General features: G+C 63.8%; 15 protein-coding genes. 9 read left to right on the top strand and 6 right to left on the bottom strand.

Annotated elements, in window-relative coordinates; genetic code table 11:
- Nucleotides 1-273 precede the first annotated feature (273 nt).
- The 5 genes from VG556_RS09595 (at nucleotide 274) to VG556_RS09575 (ending at nucleotide 4,931) form a co-directional block, all read left to right on the top strand.
- The gene (locus tag VG556_RS09595) at nucleotides 274-750 is read left to right on the top strand and encodes a hypothetical protein (RefSeq protein ID WP_234413064.1); all 477 of its coding nucleotides are present in this window, start codon (nucleotides 274-276) and stop codon (nucleotides 748-750) included.
- A gap of 135 nt (nucleotides 751-885) precedes the next feature.
- Nucleotides 886-2,076, top strand: coding sequence for an efflux RND transporter periplasmic adaptor subunit (locus VG556_RS09590; protein ID WP_046431376.1), 1,191 nt, complete (start codon nucleotides 886-888; stop codon nucleotides 2,074-2,076).
- A complete protein-coding gene (locus VG556_RS09585) occupies nucleotides 2,073-4,037 on the top strand; it encodes a MacB family efflux pump subunit (RefSeq protein ID WP_100450283.1) in 1,965 nt (654 codons plus the stop codon). The genes VG556_RS09590 and VG556_RS09585 overlap by 4 nt, the downstream gene beginning before the upstream one ends.
- A 90-nt stretch (nucleotides 4,038-4,127) precedes the next feature.
- Entirely contained in the window at nucleotides 4,128-4,526 is a 399-nt protein-coding gene (locus VG556_RS09580; RefSeq protein WP_014647600.1) for a hypothetical protein, read from the top strand.
- A 27-nt stretch (nucleotides 4,527-4,553) separates the two neighbouring features.
- The gene (locus tag VG556_RS09575) at nucleotides 4,554-4,931 is read left to right on the top strand and encodes an EF-hand domain-containing protein (RefSeq protein ID WP_014647601.1); all 378 of its coding nucleotides are present in this window, start codon (nucleotides 4,554-4,556) and stop codon (nucleotides 4,929-4,931) included.
- Between the two features lie 245 nt (nucleotides 4,932-5,176).
- On the opposite strand, the gene VG556_RS09570 is transcribed toward VG556_RS09575, so the two are convergent.
- From VG556_RS09570 to VG556_RS09550, 5 genes are all read right to left on the bottom strand, one after another.
- Nucleotides 5,177-6,499 (bottom strand): XVIPCD domain-containing protein, encoded by a 1,323-nt coding sequence (locus VG556_RS09570; protein WP_100450284.1) that lies wholly within the window; start codon nucleotides 6,497-6,499, stop codon nucleotides 5,177-5,179.
- Between the two features lie 19 nt (nucleotides 6,500-6,518).
- The gene (locus tag VG556_RS09565; RefSeq protein WP_053451569.1) at nucleotides 6,519-7,385 is read right to left on the bottom strand and encodes a hypothetical protein; all 867 of its coding nucleotides are present in this window, start codon (nucleotides 7,383-7,385) and stop codon (nucleotides 6,519-6,521) included.
- A 139-nt stretch (nucleotides 7,386-7,524) separates the two neighbouring features.
- Nucleotides 7,525-8,847: an XVIPCD domain-containing protein gene (locus VG556_RS09560; RefSeq protein ID WP_100450285.1), complete on the bottom strand. Its 1,323-nt coding sequence runs from the start codon at nucleotides 8,845-8,847 to the stop codon at nucleotides 7,525-7,527.
- A 24-nt stretch (nucleotides 8,848-8,871) separates the two neighbouring features.
- Entirely contained in the window at nucleotides 8,872-9,735 is an 864-nt protein-coding gene (locus tag VG556_RS09555) for a hypothetical protein (protein ID WP_041863587.1), read from the bottom strand.
- 76 nt (nucleotides 9,736-9,811) lie between these two features.
- On the bottom strand, nucleotides 9,812-10,219 hold the full coding sequence (locus tag VG556_RS09550) for a hypothetical protein (protein WP_100450286.1): 408 nt from the start codon (nucleotides 10,217-10,219) through the stop codon (nucleotides 9,812-9,814).
- A gap of 632 nt (nucleotides 10,220-10,851) precedes the next feature.
- Here VG556_RS09550 and VG556_RS09545 point away from each other — a divergent pair.
- Nucleotides 10,852-11,307 (top strand): DUF3592 domain-containing protein, encoded by a 456-nt coding sequence (locus VG556_RS09545; RefSeq protein WP_075076630.1) that lies wholly within the window; start codon nucleotides 10,852-10,854, stop codon nucleotides 11,305-11,307.
- 54 nt (nucleotides 11,308-11,361) lie between these two features.
- Here the strand turns inward: VG556_RS09545 and VG556_RS09540 are convergent, their stop codons facing one another.
- Complete coding sequence (locus VG556_RS09540) at nucleotides 11,362-11,715, bottom strand: winged helix-turn-helix transcriptional regulator (RefSeq protein WP_049415019.1); 354 nt, start codon at nucleotides 11,713-11,715, stop codon at nucleotides 11,362-11,364.
- A gap of 102 nt (nucleotides 11,716-11,817) precedes the next feature.
- Between VG556_RS09540 and VG556_RS09535 the strand changes: the two genes are divergently transcribed.
- The 3 genes from VG556_RS09535 to VG556_RS09525 all read left to right on the top strand — a co-directional run bounded on the left by VG556_RS09535 (nucleotide 11,818) and on the right by VG556_RS09525 (nucleotide 17,705).
- Nucleotides 11,818-12,807, top strand: coding sequence for an MDR family oxidoreductase (locus VG556_RS09535; protein WP_100450287.1), 990 nt, complete (start codon nucleotides 11,818-11,820; stop codon nucleotides 12,805-12,807).
- Nucleotides 12,808-12,957: 150 nt separating this feature from the next.
- A complete protein-coding gene (locus VG556_RS09530; RefSeq protein WP_100450288.1) occupies nucleotides 12,958-15,711 on the top strand; it encodes a UvrD-helicase domain-containing protein in 2,754 nt (917 codons plus the stop codon).
- An 821-nt stretch (nucleotides 15,712-16,532) separates the two neighbouring features.
- Nucleotides 16,533-17,705, top strand: a complete 1,173-nt coding sequence (locus VG556_RS09525; protein ID WP_031269815.1) for a tyrosine-type recombinase/integrase — start codon at nucleotides 16,533-16,535, stop codon at nucleotides 17,703-17,705.
- Nucleotides 17,706-17,724 lie beyond the last annotated feature (19 nt).

The following is a 17,724-nucleotide window of genomic DNA, read 5'->3' as shown; positions in this document are numbered from 1 at the left end:
CATCGCTTCCACGTGGATGACTATGCGCGGATGACTACTGGCTGTCCGCGCGCCAGGACTGCGGTTGATGCGCAAGGTTGCGGCAATGTTCGCTGCCCAGCATCCAGGTGAGCGGCACAGCAGGTGCTGCGTCCGGAACTGACAGGAAGCCTGCATGTGACACAGGGAGCTCCTCCACCGCCCTCTTCCCCCCCTGCCCCGCCGCCTCGGAATACGCCCAGCCTGACCGCCGCAGCATGGAACTGCCGCGCGCATGCAGGCCGCACGCGTGGGTTGGAACACTGGCCGCACTGGCTGCGGATGATTCCCGAACGCGAGCGGGCCGGCGTGCTGATCCGCCTGTTCGCCGCGCTGTTCCTGCTGCTCCCCGGCCTTGCGCTGGTGGCTTCCGCGTATCGGCACGCGCATGCAACGGCCACTGCCGTGCTGGTGTTCGTCGCCGTGCATGCCGCACTGCACATGCTGGTCGTGTGGCGAGGGGCTGCACTGCGCCCGGCTCCCCCGCTGCTGCGGGCCCTGGATACGCATGCAGCCACCGTGATGCTTGCTGCCACGTTGATGATCATCGCGATCATCGCCGCCACCGCAACGCTGCCGATTGCGGTCTGCGCCGTGCTGCTGGTCGGCGCATTGTGCCACCTTTCGACCTTGCCCACGCCGGCGCAACGCCTCCGCCACGTGCTGTTGGCGCTCGGTAGCATGATCCAGTTCATCGCGATGGCACTGCTCACGCAGGGCATTGCCCACTGACACGCCTGCACCATCGCAAGGTTCGCGCAATCCAGCGCATCGAGACTCGACCACCATCCACACCTGTCGCCCCAGGCGTGCATTCCAACAGTCTCGAGGATCCACGATGCCCTGTCTCTTCCGGATGCCGCGCCGATGAGCGCCACACCGCGCAGCCGCCGCCGTGTGCTGATCATTGCTGCCGCACTCCTCTGCACAACGTTGGCACTCTTCGCTTGGCTCCGGCCCGTACCACCACCGAAGCTGCAGGTGGCACCGGTAACCCGGGGCAACATTGAACAGGTCGTTGAAGCCACCGGAACACTGAAGCCCTCGCGGCTGGTGAGCGTGGGCGCGCAGGTATCCGGCCGCATCGAGGCCCTGCATGTGAAGCTGGGCGACAAGGTGAAGGCCGGCGATCCGATTGCCGATATCGATTCGCGCACCCAGCGCAACGCATTGCTGAGTGCGCAGGCAGCACAGCGCACCGCGCGCGCCAACCGCGATGCGCTGGCCACCGACCTGCGCCAGTTCGAGCTGACATTGCATCGACAGCAGCAGCTGGTGACCTCGCAGTTGGTGGCACGCGCCGACGTCGATGCGGCCAAGGCCAAGGTCGATGCCACCCGGGAACAGATCGCCGCGCTGGAGGGTGAGATCGTGCAGCGGCAGACCGACGTGGATATCGCACAGACCAACCTCGAGTACACCCGTATCACCGCCCCCACCGACGGCACCGTGCTGGCCGTGGTGGCGCGCCAGGGGCAGACCGTGAACGCGGTACAGAGCGCACCGACCATCGTGATGCTGGGCAACCAGGACGTGATGACGGTCTACGCGGAAATCTCCGAGGCGGATGTTGTGCACACGTCCGTTGGTCAGGAAGCGTACTTCACCATTCTTGGCGACGCGGGACGTCGCTACAGGAGCACGCTGCGCGACATCGCCCCGGCTCCGGAATCGATCACCCAGGAAGACGCCTCCGCCCTTGCTTCACCCGCGACCGGCGGTGGCAGCCGCACCGCCATGTACTACAACGGGCAGTTCGACGTCGCCAACGCCGATGGCCGCCTGCGCAGCTACATGACCGCGCAGGTGCGCATCGTGCTGGGTCGCGCCGACAACGTACTGACGCTGCCCTCCGCTGCGCTCGGTGCACGCGCGGCCGATGGCAGCTACAGCGTACAGGTGCGTGGCGCGGACGGGCACGCCCATGCGCGCCGCATCACCATCGGGCTGGACGACCAGATCCAGGTGGAGGTACGCAGCGGCCTGAAAGAGGGCGAACAGGTGGTGCTGGCGCAGGCCCGGGACGAAGCCGCTACCGCACACGCGCCGTCGAAATGAGCACATCCACCACCGCCCCTTTGCTGCGCGTACGCGGCATCCGCCGCGAGTTCGCGGCCGGCGAACAGACCCTGGTCGTGCTCGATGGCGTGGACCTGGACATCCACGCAGGCGAACTGGTGGCCATCGTGGGCCAGTCCGGCTCGGGCAAGTCCACGTTGATGAACATCCTCGGCTGCCTCGATCGCCCTTCCGCCGGTGCATACCAGATCGCCGGACGCGAAACCGCTCAGATGTCGCCCGATGAACTGGCCGAACTACGCCGCGAGCACTTCGGCTTCATCTTCCAGCGCTATCACCTGCTGACCGACCTGACCGCATTGGGCAATGTAGAAGTGCCAGCGATCTATGCCGGCATGGCGGGGGCCACCCGCCGCGCCCGCGCGGCCGAGCTGTTGGCGCGGCTGGGCCTGAGCGAACGTATGCAGCATCTGCCTGGCGAGCTGTCAGGTGGCCAGCAGCAGCGTGTTTCGATTGCGCGCGCACTGATGAACGGCGGCGCGGTGATCTTCGCCGATGAGCCGACGGGTGCACTGGACACCCACTCCGGCAGGGAGGTGATGAAGATCCTGGGCGAGCTGCATGCCGAGGGCCACACCGTGGTGCTGGTGACGCACGACATGGCCATGGCCGAACATGCTCATCGCATCATCGAGATCCGCGATGGCCGGATTGTCGATGATCGCGCCACGGGCAAGGTCTCTGCCGCGGATGGGTCAGCGGCGGCCCCGCCGCAGCGCGGCGGTGGCAGCGGCTGGCAGGCGGTGCGTGACCGCTTTACGGAGGCGTTACGCATGGCCCTGCGCGCAATGAACGCGCACCGCATGCGCACCTTCCTGACCATGCTCGGCATCATCATCGGCATTGCGTCGGTCGTCTCCGTGGTCGCGCTGGGTACCGGCGCGCGCCAGGCCATCCTGTCCAACATTTCCTCGCTGGGCACCAACACCATCGAGATCTATCCCGGGTCCGGCTTCGGCGACCTGCACTCGGCGCGGGTGGAAACGCTCACCCCCGGCGACAGCGTGGCCCTGGCCGGGCAGCCGTTCGTGGACAGCGCTACACCCGGCGTGGCCACCACCGGCACCGCGCTGCGCGGCAACCGCTCGGCCAGCGTGCAGGTGCAGGGCGTCAGCGAGCAGTACTTCCGCGTGCATGGCCTGAAGCTGGGCGAAGGTGCCTTCTTCGGCCCGGCCGCCGTGGCCGGCTACCAGCAGGTAGTGGTGATCGATGCCAATACCCGCGCCCGCTTCTTCGCTGCGGTGGACAATCCCATCGGCCAGACCCTGCTGCTGGGCAACGTGCCGGTGCGCGTGGTGGGCGTGGTGAAGAAGGACGCCGGCGCGGTCGGCGATGCCTCGCTGCTGCGGGTGTGGCTGCCCTACACCACCACCATGGCGCGCATGCTCGGGCAGAGCCACGTTTCCAGCATCACCGTGCGTGTCTCCGATGCCATCAGCATGGAGGCGGCCGAGCGCGCCATCGGACGATTGCTGGCACGCCGCCATGGCAGCACCGATTTCTACATGAGCAACAACGCGCAGATCCGCCAGTCCATCGAACAGACCACCGGCATCCTGACCATGATGATCAGCTCCATCGCCGCCATCGCGCTGGTAGTGGGCGGAATCGGAGTGATGAACATCATGCTGGTGTCGGTGACCGAGCGAACACGCGAGATCGGCGTGCGCATGGCGGTGGGCGCGCGGCGCAGCGACATCCTGCAACAGTTCCTGATCGAATCGGTCCTGGTCTGCCTGCTCGGTGGCGTGCTCGGCATCGGCGTGGCCCTGGCATTGGGGGCAGGGTTGGCGCTGGCCAACGTGGGTTTCAGCCTGGTGTTCTCCGCCAATTCGATCCTGGCCGCCTTCGCCTGTTCCAGCCTGATCGGTATTGGCTTCGGCTTCCTGCCAGCACGCCGCGCCGCGCAGCTGGACCCGGTCGAAGCACTGGTTCGATAGCCAGTGACGTTACCTGCAGTGACGGCAGGTTCGCGCAATGTCTGCGGGCTCTACTGGAGCTACCAACAATGTCCGCACAGGAGCTGGACGATGTCTCTGAAACCAGGAAGAACCGCACTGCTGCTGGCAGCGGCTGCACAACTGATGCTGCTGTTGCCCTACTCCGGCGACGCCCATGCGCAACGCGGTAACCGCTACAACCCGCAGTGGGACCAGGACTACCGTGACCGCGATCGTGATGCATGGGAGCGTCGTGAACGCGAGCGTGAGCGTGACCGGGAACGTGAGCGCCGCCACGATGCCAAGACCACCGGTGTGGTGGTGGGCGTGGTGGGCGCAGCCGTCGTGGCCGGTGTGATTGCCGCAGCCGCCAAGCGCGAACGCGAGACCCGCGAACGCGCCGACTACTGCATTCGCCGCTACGGCAATTATGACCGCCGCAACGATACCTATCGCGGCGCCGACGGCTACACCTATCCCTGCCGCTGACCTGCACATCTCAAGGACATACGACCCATGAAGAAGACCGCTCTGTTGATCGCATTGTGCGCCGCTCCGCTGGCCTCCCAGGCCGCGCCGGCTGACCCGAAGCAGGCCTACATCGATTCCACGTTCACAGCGATGGACACCAACAAGGATGGGCGTGTCGACAAGGCCGAATACACCAGATTCCAGCAGGGGCGCTTCAGCAAGCAGGCCGATTCGATCGACGCCGCGTTCAGTGCCATGGACACGAACAAGGATGGCAGGATCAGCAAGGATGAAGCCACGTTGGTGCCGGAGATTGCGAAGTACTTTGCGGGCCTGGACACCGATGGTGATGGCTATCTGTCGCTGAAGGAGATGCAGCAGGCCATGGTGGCCGCGCAGACGGCAGACGCCCCGGCGAGGTAGCGCCCCGGTACTGGATGCCAATCCACATCGCCTTGGTGGGTGCCCACCTTGGTGGGCACGGCTGCGTCACCGCGCGCCAGGGCCAGAATGCCCACCAAAGTGGGCGGCTACCGCAGCGGTGAAATGGCATCCACCCAGGCGGACATCTACCCGGCTGGTACGCGTCGGTCGCCAAGCGAACTTAGCAATGCCCGCGCACCGAGTTGCAAAGACCGCGTGCGGCGAAGCTGCGACAGGCCGGGACCCTAGCCCATCCGTATCGCCGGGATGTCGCGCGCCTGCGCATCGACCTCCTGCTGGCGCTGCGCGTGTGCCTGTTCACGATCCGCACCGACTGCCTGCAGGGCCTGCAGTGACTGCTCGACCGGCGTCTGCACCGCCCGGTCCGTGGGCATGGAGGCCCGCAGATGCGCCGGATCATTCAACTCGCCCTGCACCACGAACACGTTGCGGCCGGCCGGGTGATCGGCAGTCTGCGCGCTCAGCAGCACATGGTCGGCGCGTTCGAGCTGGTTGTGGCGCGCCAAGGCCATCACGCTCGCCACCAGGCGCTCGCTGTTCTCGTCGTGGGTACGCCCGGCGCCGGCATCGATCGCGGCCACGCCTTCGCGCACCTGCTGCATCAATGCGTACTCACGGTGGCCGGGTCCAATGTCGGCCAGACGGGTCGCTACCTGCGCGGGATCCGGCACGTCGTCCACGGCTGCGGTCAGCGGGCTGCGGGTGATGGTCCGGTACGGGTCGTCCGGGTGGAACTGGGTACGTTTTTCCTGCCGTTCCAGACGAACGTCCCGCGCGTCGTTGAGTTCAGCGATGCGGGCCGGATCGGTGATCTCACGCATCGACATGTGGCCACCACCCGCGCTGACACTGGCCCATTTCCTGTCCGCTTCGAAGTACATCGCGTAGTAGCTGTTGCCACCGATGACGTTCGGATCGACCGCCGAGCGCCCTTCCAGTGCCTGGGTGGCTTCCAGCACGCTCAACCGGGTCAAGTACTGGCCGCCTTTCGTCCATCCCATCTGGCTGATGGCATCGACGCTGGTGTTGCCTACGCGCGGGCCGCCGGCGTAGTCGTTGTTGAGCATGTTGGTCCAGATCTGCTCCAGCTTCGCGGGGCCGCTCTTCTGCTCAGCCGCCTGCAGCAACACGCGCGGCGTCCAGCAGTTCGGATCGAGTTCATGCCGTTCGAATGCCCGGTCGTGTGCCAGCATTACATCCTTGCCGGGAAGATTCAGTGCAAATTCGGGACGCCCCTGCTCCATCCAGAACAGGCGTCGCTCCAGGTCCTGGCGCAGAAGCGTCTGCCCAAACATCTCCCATTGCCGCTCGCTCAGCTGCGCATCGGGAAAGCCGGAGCCCTTGCCTTCCTGATCTTGGGCGTAATCCTGTGCGTAGCTGTTTGCAACGCGGCCTGGCAGGCTGTCGTTGCGAACAACACCCAGCGCAAGCGTGCCATAGCCATCCGCATCTGGCAGCTGCGACAGATAGTTCCAGTACAACTCACGGTTTCCGGCCTTGGCATAGCTGGCCAGAATCCTGAGATTCTCTTGCGTCAATCCGCCCATCGCCTGCTCCTGAATGCACTCACTGCCGGACGCGGGAGCGCGCGAGAAGATCCCGCACCGCATCTTCCATCCGCTTCCAGTCCGCCAGGAAGGCCCGCTTGTAGTTCAGCGAGATGGAAAGCTTGTTCTCCACATCCGAGAAATAGTGGAAGCACCCCGCAGCGGCTTGCCCTTGCTCACTGATGACCTGATCGCCCTGCAGGCGAACGCCATCCCCCCGAAACGCCGTGCTTTCGCATTTGATGAATGTGGTCAGGCTGCCGTTGGGAGCGCGCGCGATGTACCAGTCATCTTCATAGGCAGGATTACGGGTGGGCGGTTTTCCATAGCGTGCCTCGTATTCCTTCGAGAAAATCCCCATCCTCGTTTCATCAATGGCGTAAGGCGTCAGTCCCATGACGTCGGGCCGCGCAATACGCAGATCGAGTCGATCCCGAGGATCCCCTCGCTCCACCGATCCTTCCTCGGCGGATGCCTGGTTGGAGGACAATCGCTCCAATGATGTTTCGATTGGCGCACGATCGATGTAGTCGATCGCCACAGCAATTTCCTTCCGGAAATCATTCGTACGCGGATTCGCCCGGGCACCCGGCGGCGTCGGCTTCATGTCCGGCCACTCGATGACCAGCGTCACGCCCTCGCCGGGCCACGGTGCGATCTGGCTGTCCAGGTAGTTGGCCGGAATGCGGAAAGTGTTCGGCCCGAGCTTCACGTCCACGGGCGCATCGGTATAGGTGTGGCCGTTGATCGTGCGGCCGGTCTGCGTTGCGCCGGACATGGCGGGATTCCTTTCGTGTTCGGTGGACGGCGGCCGCGCACACGCGCCGGCACTCACCGCGACGGCAAGTGCAAGCGTCAGGCAACGGCCGGGGGACATCACGTGCATGGGCATTCCATTGCAGAGTTCCCAATCGATTATAGGTAAAACTGCGGAGGCGAACGAAGGGTCCGCGCCCCAAGGCTTAAAGGCCTAGGCGAAAACCACTTTAGACCCGAGCCCGTGACCGGCTCACCCGGGAGGCCGGTCAGGCCATCCGCATGGCCGGGATGTCGCGCGCCTGCGCATCGACCTCCTGCTGGCGCTGCGCGTGTGCCTGTTCACGATCCGCACCGACTGCCTGCAGGGCCTGCAGTGACTGCTCGACCGGCGTCTGCACCGCCCGGTCCGTGGGCATGGAGGCCCGCAGATGCGCCGGATCATTCAACTCGCCCTGCACCACGAACACGTTGCGGCCGGCCGGGTGATCGGCAGTCTGCGCGCTCAGCAGCACATGGTCGGCGCGTTCGAGCTGGTTGTGGCGCGCCAAGGCCATCACGCTCGCCACCAGGCGCTCGCTGTTCTCGTCGTGGGTACGCCCGGCGCCGGCATCGATCGCGGCCACGCCTTCGCGCACCTGCTGCATCAATGCGTACTCACGGTGGCCGGGTCCAATGTCGGCCAGACGGGTCGCTACCTGCGCGGGATCCGGCACGTCGTCCACGGCTGCGGTCAGCGGGCTGCGGGTGATGGTCCGGTACGGGTCGTCCGGGTGGAACTGGGTACGTTTTTCCTGCCGTTCCAGACGAACGTCCCGCGCGTCGTTGAGTTCAGCGATGCGGGCGGGGTCAGTGATCTCCCGCATCGACATATGGCCGCCACCCGCGCTGACACTGGCCCACTTCCTGTCCGCTTCGAAGTACATCGCGTAGTAGCTGTTGCCACCGATGACGTTCGGATCGACCGCCGAGCGTCCTTCCAATGCCTGGGTAGCTTCCAGCACGCTCAACCGGGTCAAGTACTGGCCGCCTTTCGTCCATCCCATCTGGCTGATGGCATCGACACTGGTGTTGCCTACGCGCGGGCCGCCGGCGTAGTCGTTGTTGAGCATGTTGGTCCAGATCTGCTCCAGCTTCGCGGGGCCGCTCTTGTCCGAGGCGGCTTGCAGGAGCACTCGAGGAGTCCAGCAATTGGGGTCCAGTCTGTGCTGCTCGAAAGCGCGGTCATGAGCCAGCATGACGTCAGCGCCAGGCAGATTCAGCGCGAGATCCGCACGTCCGTTTCCCATCCACGCCTGTCGAAGCTCCAGATCTTCCCGCAGCAGTGTCCGCCCGAATGCTTCCCACTGGCGCTCGCTCAGCTCGGCATTTGGAAAGCGCGAACCTTCGTCATTCTGAGATCTGGCATGGCTTTGCGCGTAGGCATTGGCCACGCGTCCAGGCAAACTGTCATTACGTACCACACCTAGCGCCAGCGTACCGTAGCCGTCCGAACCCGGCAGTTGCGACAGGTAGTTCCAGTACAGCTCACGATTACCGGCATCTGCATAATCGATGAGGATTCTGATGTCCTTCTGGGTCAGGCCGCTCATTGCTTTCTCCTTGAGCCTCGTCGTTTAGCGCGTCCGTGCTGCAGCAAGAACATCGCGAACAGCATCTTCCATGCGTTTCCAGTCTTTCAAGAAAGCTCTCTTGTAATGCAGGGAGATGGATAGGCTGTCAGAGATATCGACAAAGTAGTGAACGCATCCGGCAGCCACAGGATCGTCCAGATCAATGACCTCATCCTGCGTCAGGCGCACTCCGTCCCCCAGGAACGTTGCGCTATCGCACTTGATGAAGCTTGTCAGTCCCCCAGCACCGTCCCGTGCAACATACCAGTCGCGCTCGAATGCCGGATTGCGGACAGGCGGCTTCCCATACCGGGCCTCGTACTTCTTCGCGTACAACACCATCTTCGCTTCATCGATTGCATAGGGCGTCAGGCCCAAGGTCTCCGGCTGTGCAACGCGTTGATCGAGACGGTCCCTGGGATCCTCCCTTTCCACAGAACCCTCCTCCGTGATGGCTTCATTTGAGGAAAGCCTTGAAAGCGAAGTCTCAATTGGAATGCGATCGATGTAGTTGATACGAACAGCAATCTCCTTCCGGAAATCATTCGTACGCGGATTGGCCCGGGCACCCGGCGGCGTCGGCTTCATGTCCGGCCACTCGATGACCAGCGTCACGCCCTCGCCGGGCCACGGTGCGATCTGGCTGTCCAGGTAGTTGGCCGGAATGCGGAAAGTGTTCGGCCCGAGCTTCACGTCCACGGGCGCATCGGTATAGGTGTGGCCGTTGATCGTGCGGCCGGTCTGGGGTGCGCCGGACATGGCGGGATTCCTTTCGTGTTCGGTGGACGGCGGCCGTGCACACGCGCTGGCACTCGTTGCGACGGCGAGTGCAAGCGTCAGGCAACGGCCGGGGGACATCACGTGCATGGGCATTCCATTGCAGGGTTCCAGCGCCACTATAGGGAACCGGGCGTCAACGGAACAGGAACCGCGTCGCAGCCCTTCACGGCACCAGGCAGCGTTCCACCTGCAGCGACAGCGCCTGGCAGGCGTTGAACAGACCTTCGACCACGGCGGCGGAGGGACAGCAGGCAGGATCGTCGTTCTCCCGTGCCACATGCGTGGCATGCAGCACCGCGGTCAACGCCGTGATGCCCGAAACGCTGCGGGTCGCCAGGGCCATGTCGAAGGCGCGGCCGGGGCTCAGGCACATTTCACTCCAGGCCTCGCCATCAGCGCGCAGGTTCCTGCCGTGGCCTTTCAGTTGTGCAAAGAATGCCGATGGGGTGACGAACTCGGCTGATTCGCGGAGCGCGTCCTCCAGCGTTTCGGCCAAGGCAGCGGGAAGATCAAGTACAGCGGCACCCAGCAGCGCGTGCAGGCGGGGATGGTCGGGAAGACGTTCGGGCATGACGGCAACCTCACGATGTGGCCACCTGCAGATGCAAGGTGGCGGACGGTGCGGGTTGGCGTGCCGGATACGTACCGCTAAAGCCGGCGGATCGGAAGATCCCCACGCACCGTCCACCATGAGCCGGTAGGCGGTGCATTGTCGCGGTTGCAGCTTCGGCTGCAATCGCGACCGGTAGCGGTACGTAAGTTCGGGACGCCAATCCCGGCCAGGGCGAGTGCCTTGGCGCGGCGATGATGGGCGCACTCCATCACCGAAGCAAAGTAGGAAAAGTCCGCGCTGACGCGTTCCTACGCTGGTTGCGTCACAGGATGGCGAACCGTCCACCGACTGACGTGTTTCGTTGGTACATCGCGCCTGCCTGCGCGTGCTGCCCAACGATCACATCGAGCCGAACGCGACACACCGGCTGTGGTGATCGCGCAGAAAGTCGCAATACGCACGGCCTTCGTCCTCAGCTCGAGCACAGACGTTCCGCGCTGGATGCACACCGGGAACGCTTGCATGGAGGAGCCCACAGGCACATTCGAGCGCGATCTGATCACAACGAAATGTCTGCGCCACGCCATTTTCGTACGAGATCCGCGAGGTGAGGACTATAGTCGCCGACCTCAATGGATCAAGAGCTCATTATGGAATTCACTTCCTGGCGCAACATTCTTGTTGCCGCTGGCGTGGCGGTCGCACTTTCCGTGGCCGCCTACAACGACCATCACCGTCATGCCCTCACTGACGGTGCCGAAGGGCGCGATGCAGTGGGCCTCGTCACCGAGGTGCATTGGGATGAGAAAAGGGGCAGAAAGAGCAACTTCGTCCTGAATGTCGAGTTCGAAACCGAAGACGGCCAATCACGCGTCGAGAAGATCGCGGTCTCCAACGACCTTGGCAATCGGATGCGTGCCACCGACGAGGCGGAAGAGATTGATATCCGCTACAACGCCGAGGATCCATCGGTGGCTGTGGCTGTGGCCGCGGGCGAAGCGGACAACTCCCTGCTGTTGTTGTGGCTGGCAATCGCCTCCGCGCTGGTCACCCTGGCACTGCTGGCCACCCGGGTGGTGCAGGGCCGGAAAGCGCAGCCGGCCTGAGCCATCCAGGCGCGGGCGCATCCAGAATGCGCTCGCGCAGAGCCAAAAGTGTCTTCAACTCTGGCAATCGCCTTCCGTGCTTCCATGGCCGCGATAGGTCTCGCCCCACTCGCGCATGGCCAGCAGCACCGGTACCAGCGTGCGCCCGAACTCGGACAGCTCGTATTCCACTTTCGGCGGCACTTCCGGGTACACGTGGCGGATCACCACGCCATCGGCTTCCAGTTCACGCAGCTGGCTGGTGAGCATGGACTGGGTGGCATTGGGCACCCGTCGCGTCAATTCCATGAAACGCCGCTTGCCGGTCATCAGGTGAAACAAAATGATCGGCTTCCACACGCCGCCGATCACCGACAGCGTGACTTCCACCGCGCAACCGCTCTTGCCATCCCAACGCTTGCTACGCATGCATACTCCGGAAAACCATAGTACCTACGGGAAATCGTCGTTCTTGTTGCGATAACGGTGCGAGCCTAGCATGGGGCCATCCACTGAACGTGAGCCCCCACCATGAGTTTCAAGGCACTGCTGACCCGCAAGACGAACGACGGCGTATCCACGGAACTGGTCGATTTCAATGAAGCCGACCTGGTGGACGGCGACGTCCTGGTACAGGTCGAGTACTCCACGCTCAACTACAAGGATGCGCTTGCCCTCACCGGCAAGAGTCCGGTCATCCGGACGTTCCCGCTCATTCCCGGCATCGATCTGGCAGGCGTGGTGCTGGAATCCAGCACGCCCGACTTCAAGCCAGGCGACCGCGTTGTGCTCAATGGCTGGGACCTGAGCATGGGCCACCACGGCGGCCTGGCACAGCGCGCCCGCGTACGCGGCGAATGGCTCAACCGGATTCCCGGCAACCTGAGCACCCGCGACGCCATGGCCATCGGCACCGCTGGCTATACTGCGATGCTGTGCGTGCTCGCCCTGGAACATGCCGGCGTGACGCCCGAGAAGGGCGATGTGCTGGTGACCGGCGCCAACGGTGGCGTCGGCTCGATCGCGGTGGCGATCCTGTCGAAGCTGGGCTATCGCGTGGTGGCCGCCACCGGACGCCCGGAGCATGCTGAGTATCTGCACAACCTGGGTGCGGCCGAGATCATCGATCGTGCGCAGCTTTCGGAGCCGCGCGAGCGGCCGGTGAGTGCCGAGCGATGGGCCGGTGTGGTGGATGTGGCCGGCGGCCCAACGCTGGTCAATGCCATCGCCGAAACGAAGTACCGCGGTGCCGTGGCCGCCTGTGGCCTGGCCCAGAGCGATGCACTGCACGGCTCGGTGCTGCCCTTCATCCTGCGCAACGTGACCCTTGCGGGTGTGGATTCGGTGAATGCCCCACAAGAGGTTCGCCAGCGCGCCTGGGATCGGCTCGCGACCGACCTGGACCCGCAGAAGCTGGAAAGCACCGTGCAGCAGATCGGCCTCGCCGAGGTGCTGGATGTCCATGAGCAGATCATCCCCGGCAAGGTGCGTGGCCGCATTGTCGTGGATGTGAACGCCTGACGCCTGCCGCGCCGGCGAGGGTGCAATGCCATCGCTGGCGCGCGTGCGCGAGTGACCGGAAACCCAGCGTGCCATGCCAAGCGGCCTTATCATGGGGCGGCAAGGGCACTTTACGCCCGGTGACGTACGCAAGGCAGTATCTGGATGTCTATGGAATGGCGCCCCTCGGGCTGGGGCCAGCGTGTGACCCGCTCGCCGGACTGGCAGTTGCGGCTGGATGGCGAACAGCTCGCGCTTTTGATCGACGGCAGGCAATACCACCAGCATGTGGCGAACGAACACAGCGTGCGGGTCGTTCGCGGCGTGCTCTGGTCCCGGGTCGAACTGACGACCGAGCGCGGTGAAGCACTGTCCGTGGATGGGCTGCCCAACAGCCAGGGCTCCCGGCTTGCGGCGGCGCTGCAGCAGGTGCGCTTTGCGCGCACCACACGGGGACGCAAGGCCCTGTTTGACACGATCCTGGAGCAGATCCAGGCGTGGCTGGCCGAAGCAGACGCGCTTACCGACCGAGGCACCACCGGACGCCGCTGGATCACCCACGAACAGCAGCAGGCGTTGCTGGCCGACCGCCCCGCCCTGCCCCTGCCGCCCGCCGAGCTGGAGCAGCTGTTCCTCGACGAGGAGGTGCACGACGACCTGCACGCGCCCGGCCACCGCATGGCGCTGGACGCCCTGCACGACTGGCAGCTGGATTGGCCCGCCGTCTGGGCCGAGGCCAACGCGACCATGGCAGAGCGCGAGCGGGTGCTGGCCAAGGACTTCCTGGACCGGGTCGAGAGCAAGCCCCTGACCGAGGAACAAGCCCGCGCCGTCATCTGCTTCGACAACCGGGTGCAGGTCGTGGCCGCGGCCGGCTCTGGCAAGACCTCCACAATGGTCGCCAAGGCCGCGTATGCCATCGACCGCGGCTTTGTCGAACCCGAACGGATCGTGATGCTCGCCTTCAACAAGGACGCCGCCCAGGAGCTGAAGGAGCGCGCGCAGCGATGCTTCGACCGGCTCGGCATGGGCGACACCGTGGTGGAAGCCCGGACTTTCCACGCCCTGGGCCTGTCCATCATCGCCAAAGCCACAGGGCGCAAGCCGGATATCCCGGAATGGGCGGTCGACGCGACGCTGGGCTTCAACAAGCTGGCCGAACTGGTGGACGACCTGAAGGACCACTCGACCCATTTCCGCACCCAGTGGGACATGTTCCGCCTGGTGTTCGGGCGCGACCTGCCGCCGTTCGGTGCCGACATGATGGCCGATGGTTACGACCGCGATGGCACGCCCTACATCCGCACCCTGAAGGGTGAGCGGGTGAAGAGCCTGGAGGAGTGCGTCATCGCCGACTGGCTGTTCTACAACGGCGTGGCGTACGACTACGAGCGGCGCTACGAATTCGATACCGCGACAGACACCCATCGCCAGTATCGCCCGGACTTCTACTATCCGGACGCCCAGCTGTATCACGAGCACTTTGCGCTGGATGCCGATGGCCAGCCGCCGAAGCACTTTGCCAACTACAGCGAAGGGATGCACTGGAAGCGCCAGCAGCATGTGGCGCGCGGCACCGCTCTGGTCGAGACGACGTCGTTTGGCCTGCGCAGTGGACAGGCCCTGCAGCATCTTGCCGAGCGGCTTGGCGCGTCTGATGTCGAGCTCGACCCGAACCCGGACCGCGAGCTGCCTGATCAAGGCGCCAAGCCGATGCCGGACGCAGACCTGATTGGCCTGATGCGCACCTTCATTGCCCATGCCAAGAGCAACTGCCTGACACTGGACGATATGGCGGCGCGCCTGCGGCAGATGCCCGAGGATCAGTTCAAGGAACGCTACCGGCGCTTCCTGGAGATCGCCGGGCCGGTTTTCCGGGCCTGGGACAACGCACTGGCTGACGAGCGCAGCATCGATTTCGAGGACATGCTCAACATGGCGGCCGGGCTGCTGGAACAGGGCCACTATGAATCGCCCTACGAACTGGTGATGGCCGACGAATTCCAGGACGCATCGCGCGCCCGCGCGCGCCTCTGCCGTGCGCTGGTCAGCCAACCGGGCCGCCATCTGTTTGCGGTGGGCGATGACTGGCAATCGATCAATCGCTTCGCTGGCGCCGACGTTGCGGTGATGACTGGATTCCGCGAATGGATGGGCCATGGCCAGGTGCTGAAACTGGAGCAGACGTTCCGCTGCCCACAGGCACTGTGTGATGTTTCCAGCCGCTTCATCAGCCGCAACCCCGCGCAGATCGCCAAAAACGTTCGCTCTGCTGCGCCGGCAATGCGCCCGGTGCTGCAGGCGTTCCAGATGAACCGGCGCGAGGAGGTGCAGGATGGCGTTCGCCAGTACCTTGCGAAGCTGCACCAGCAACTGTTGTCAGGTGCGGTGCCGCAGGGCCGCACCGGGCGCGTGACGGTCTTTGTTCTGGGGCGGTATCGCGCGGATCGCGGTGCGATGCCTTCGGATTGGAAGACGGCCTTCGGCAGCACGATGGACGTCGAGTTCCTTACCGCACATCGATCGAAGGGGCGCGAGGCGGACTACGTGATCCTGCCGGGCATGATCAACCGCAGCTTCCCGAGCCTGCGCGCGGATGACCCGGTGCTTTCGCTGGCAATGCCGGACGGCGATACCTATCCGCTGAGCGAAGAACGGCGCCTGTTCTATGTCGCGCTGACGCGTGCGCGACGGTCGGTCGCGATGTTCACCCTGCAGGGCAAGCACTCGCCATTCCTGGATGAGCTGGTGAAGGACGGGGCAGTGGAAGTAACCGCGATTTCAGGCGCGGCCATCCACGATGAGCGCTGCCCGGTGTGCAGGGTGGGCGTATTCGTGGACCGGAATGGGCCACATGGGGCTTTCCGGTCGTGCTCGAGTTACCCGTTGTGCCACAACAAGCCAACAGGTGGGCGTCGGGGCTGAATGCCGCTCCCTCCACATATGCCTGCCTGCATCAGGGCACATAGGCACCGTCTCGGTTTCGCCCCCGGCACGATGCGCGCCATGGCGTTTCCGGAAGCGAAAAAGCCCCGGCAGGACCGAGGCTTTTGTCTGGAGGGTGGCAAGGTTGCAGGGTATCGCAAGGTCCCCAGACGTCCCCGCCGCGCCCTGCTACGGGATAATGCAGCCGTTCAGACGCAGGCATTGCATATAGTTGCGGGTACAGATACTCAAGTTTGTACCTGACGCCTCGCACGCAATGTATTGGACCTCGCAGACGGAACATGGGCCAGGGGCTTTCGCCGTGGCGCTGCTGATTCCAAAGGTCAACGCACAGGCCGCAACAGCAACAGAAAGCTTGAATCCAATCTTCATGCCATGACTCCGTTGGTCGCCCTCCTTGGGCATCCGAAGCCTAGCGCGGGTGTCTGGCACATTCAAATTGCCCGGCGCCAACGTCAGCGCTTGTGCACCTGCAACGATTACGTCCTTGAATGAAGCAATTCCCCGTTTGTCAGAGGAATGCACCGGTTCATTCGTTCACCTGACCTTGGTTGCCGGATGGCTGGCCAGCAAGGGCCGTAGAAACAGAAACGCCCCTGCTTCCAGGGGCTCTTCTGAACTTCTTGGCGGAGAGAGTGTCTGCCAAACCATAATTCAAATTATTTCCAGGCCATCTTCAAAACTCACATTTAATCTTATAAATCAAACACTTGACAGCTTAAAAATACAAATAAAGCCTAGACCGTCCCCACTCAGCCAGGCTACCATGTAGGGAACAGCGATGGGAACAACATCAGGCAATGCTCACAGCAGTGGCAGTCAAAAACGCAGGCCCTGGCAGACACAGTGACGGCGGCAACCTATATCTGTACGTCAAGAAGAACAGCGGCCGTAAGACTTGGGTCTTCCGCTACCGAGACCGGCTCACGGGGAAAGCGAAAGACTTGGGTCTAGGCTCGGCCAGAGATGTAAGCCTCGCGCAAGCGAGGCAGCGCGCCCAGCAGCTCCGAACCGACCTCGCAGCAGGTATAGACCCCCTCCGCGCCAAGAGAGATGCCTTGGCAGCAGCGCGGCGTGGCTTGGCCAGACAATTGACTTTCGGAGAGTGTGCACGACGCTGCATTGAGACTCATGAGCACGAATGGCGAAACGCCAAGCACAAGGCTCAATGGACGTCGACCCTCAGTACATACTGCGCCGGCATTGAGGACATTCCGGTGTCGGACATTAGTGTGGAGCACATCCGCGACGTGCTGGAGCGCATATGGCTCACAAAGACTGAAACGGCCACCAGGGTGAGAGCGCGCATTGAACGAGTGCTGGATTGGGCGAAAGCCAACAACTTTCGCCAAGGCGAGAACCCTGCCGCGTGGCGAGGAAATCTACGGAGCCTGCTCCCCTCTCCCGCAAAGGTTAAAAAGGTCGTGCACAGAGCTGCGTTGAACTACAACGAAGTGCCAGCTTTGATGCGGGAGCTGGCACCAAGGGCGGACTTCTCTGCATCCTGCTTGCGGCTCCAGATTCTTACAGCAACCCGACCAGGCGAGGCATCAGCGGCCCGATGGGCCGAATTCAATCTGGACAACCGAACTTGGTTGATTCCGGGGGCACGCACGAAAACTGGAAGGGACCACACCGTCCCCTTGTCGACCCAAGCAGTTGCTCTACTGACCCACCTTCCGACGTCCGGGGACAATTTCCTGTTTCCTGGAAAGCCAGGCAAGCCCATCACGACTGCGGCGCCCTTGAAACTTCTGAAGTCGCTACGGCCGGGGCAGACTTGTCATGGATTCCGAAGCTCCTTCCGAGACTGGGCTGCGGAGGTCTCCCATCACAGCCGAGAGGCCGCAGAGCTAGCGCTCGGCCATGTCGTCAAATCCAAGACCGAGGCGGCCTATTTCCGCTCGGAAATGCTCAAGAAGCGAATCCCACTGATGCAAGACTGGGCGGACTACTGCCACGCCGAGCCGTAGCGGCTAGGCTAGGACCAGC

The sequence above is a fragment of the Stenotrophomonas sp. CASM106 genome, from assembly GCF_049384825.1.
Classification (GTDB): domain Bacteria; phylum Pseudomonadota; class Gammaproteobacteria; order Xanthomonadales; family Xanthomonadaceae; genus Stenotrophomonas; species Stenotrophomonas muris.
The sequence above is the reverse complement of the archived record's forward strand: the minus strand, read 5'-3'. Positions and strand labels throughout refer to the sequence as shown.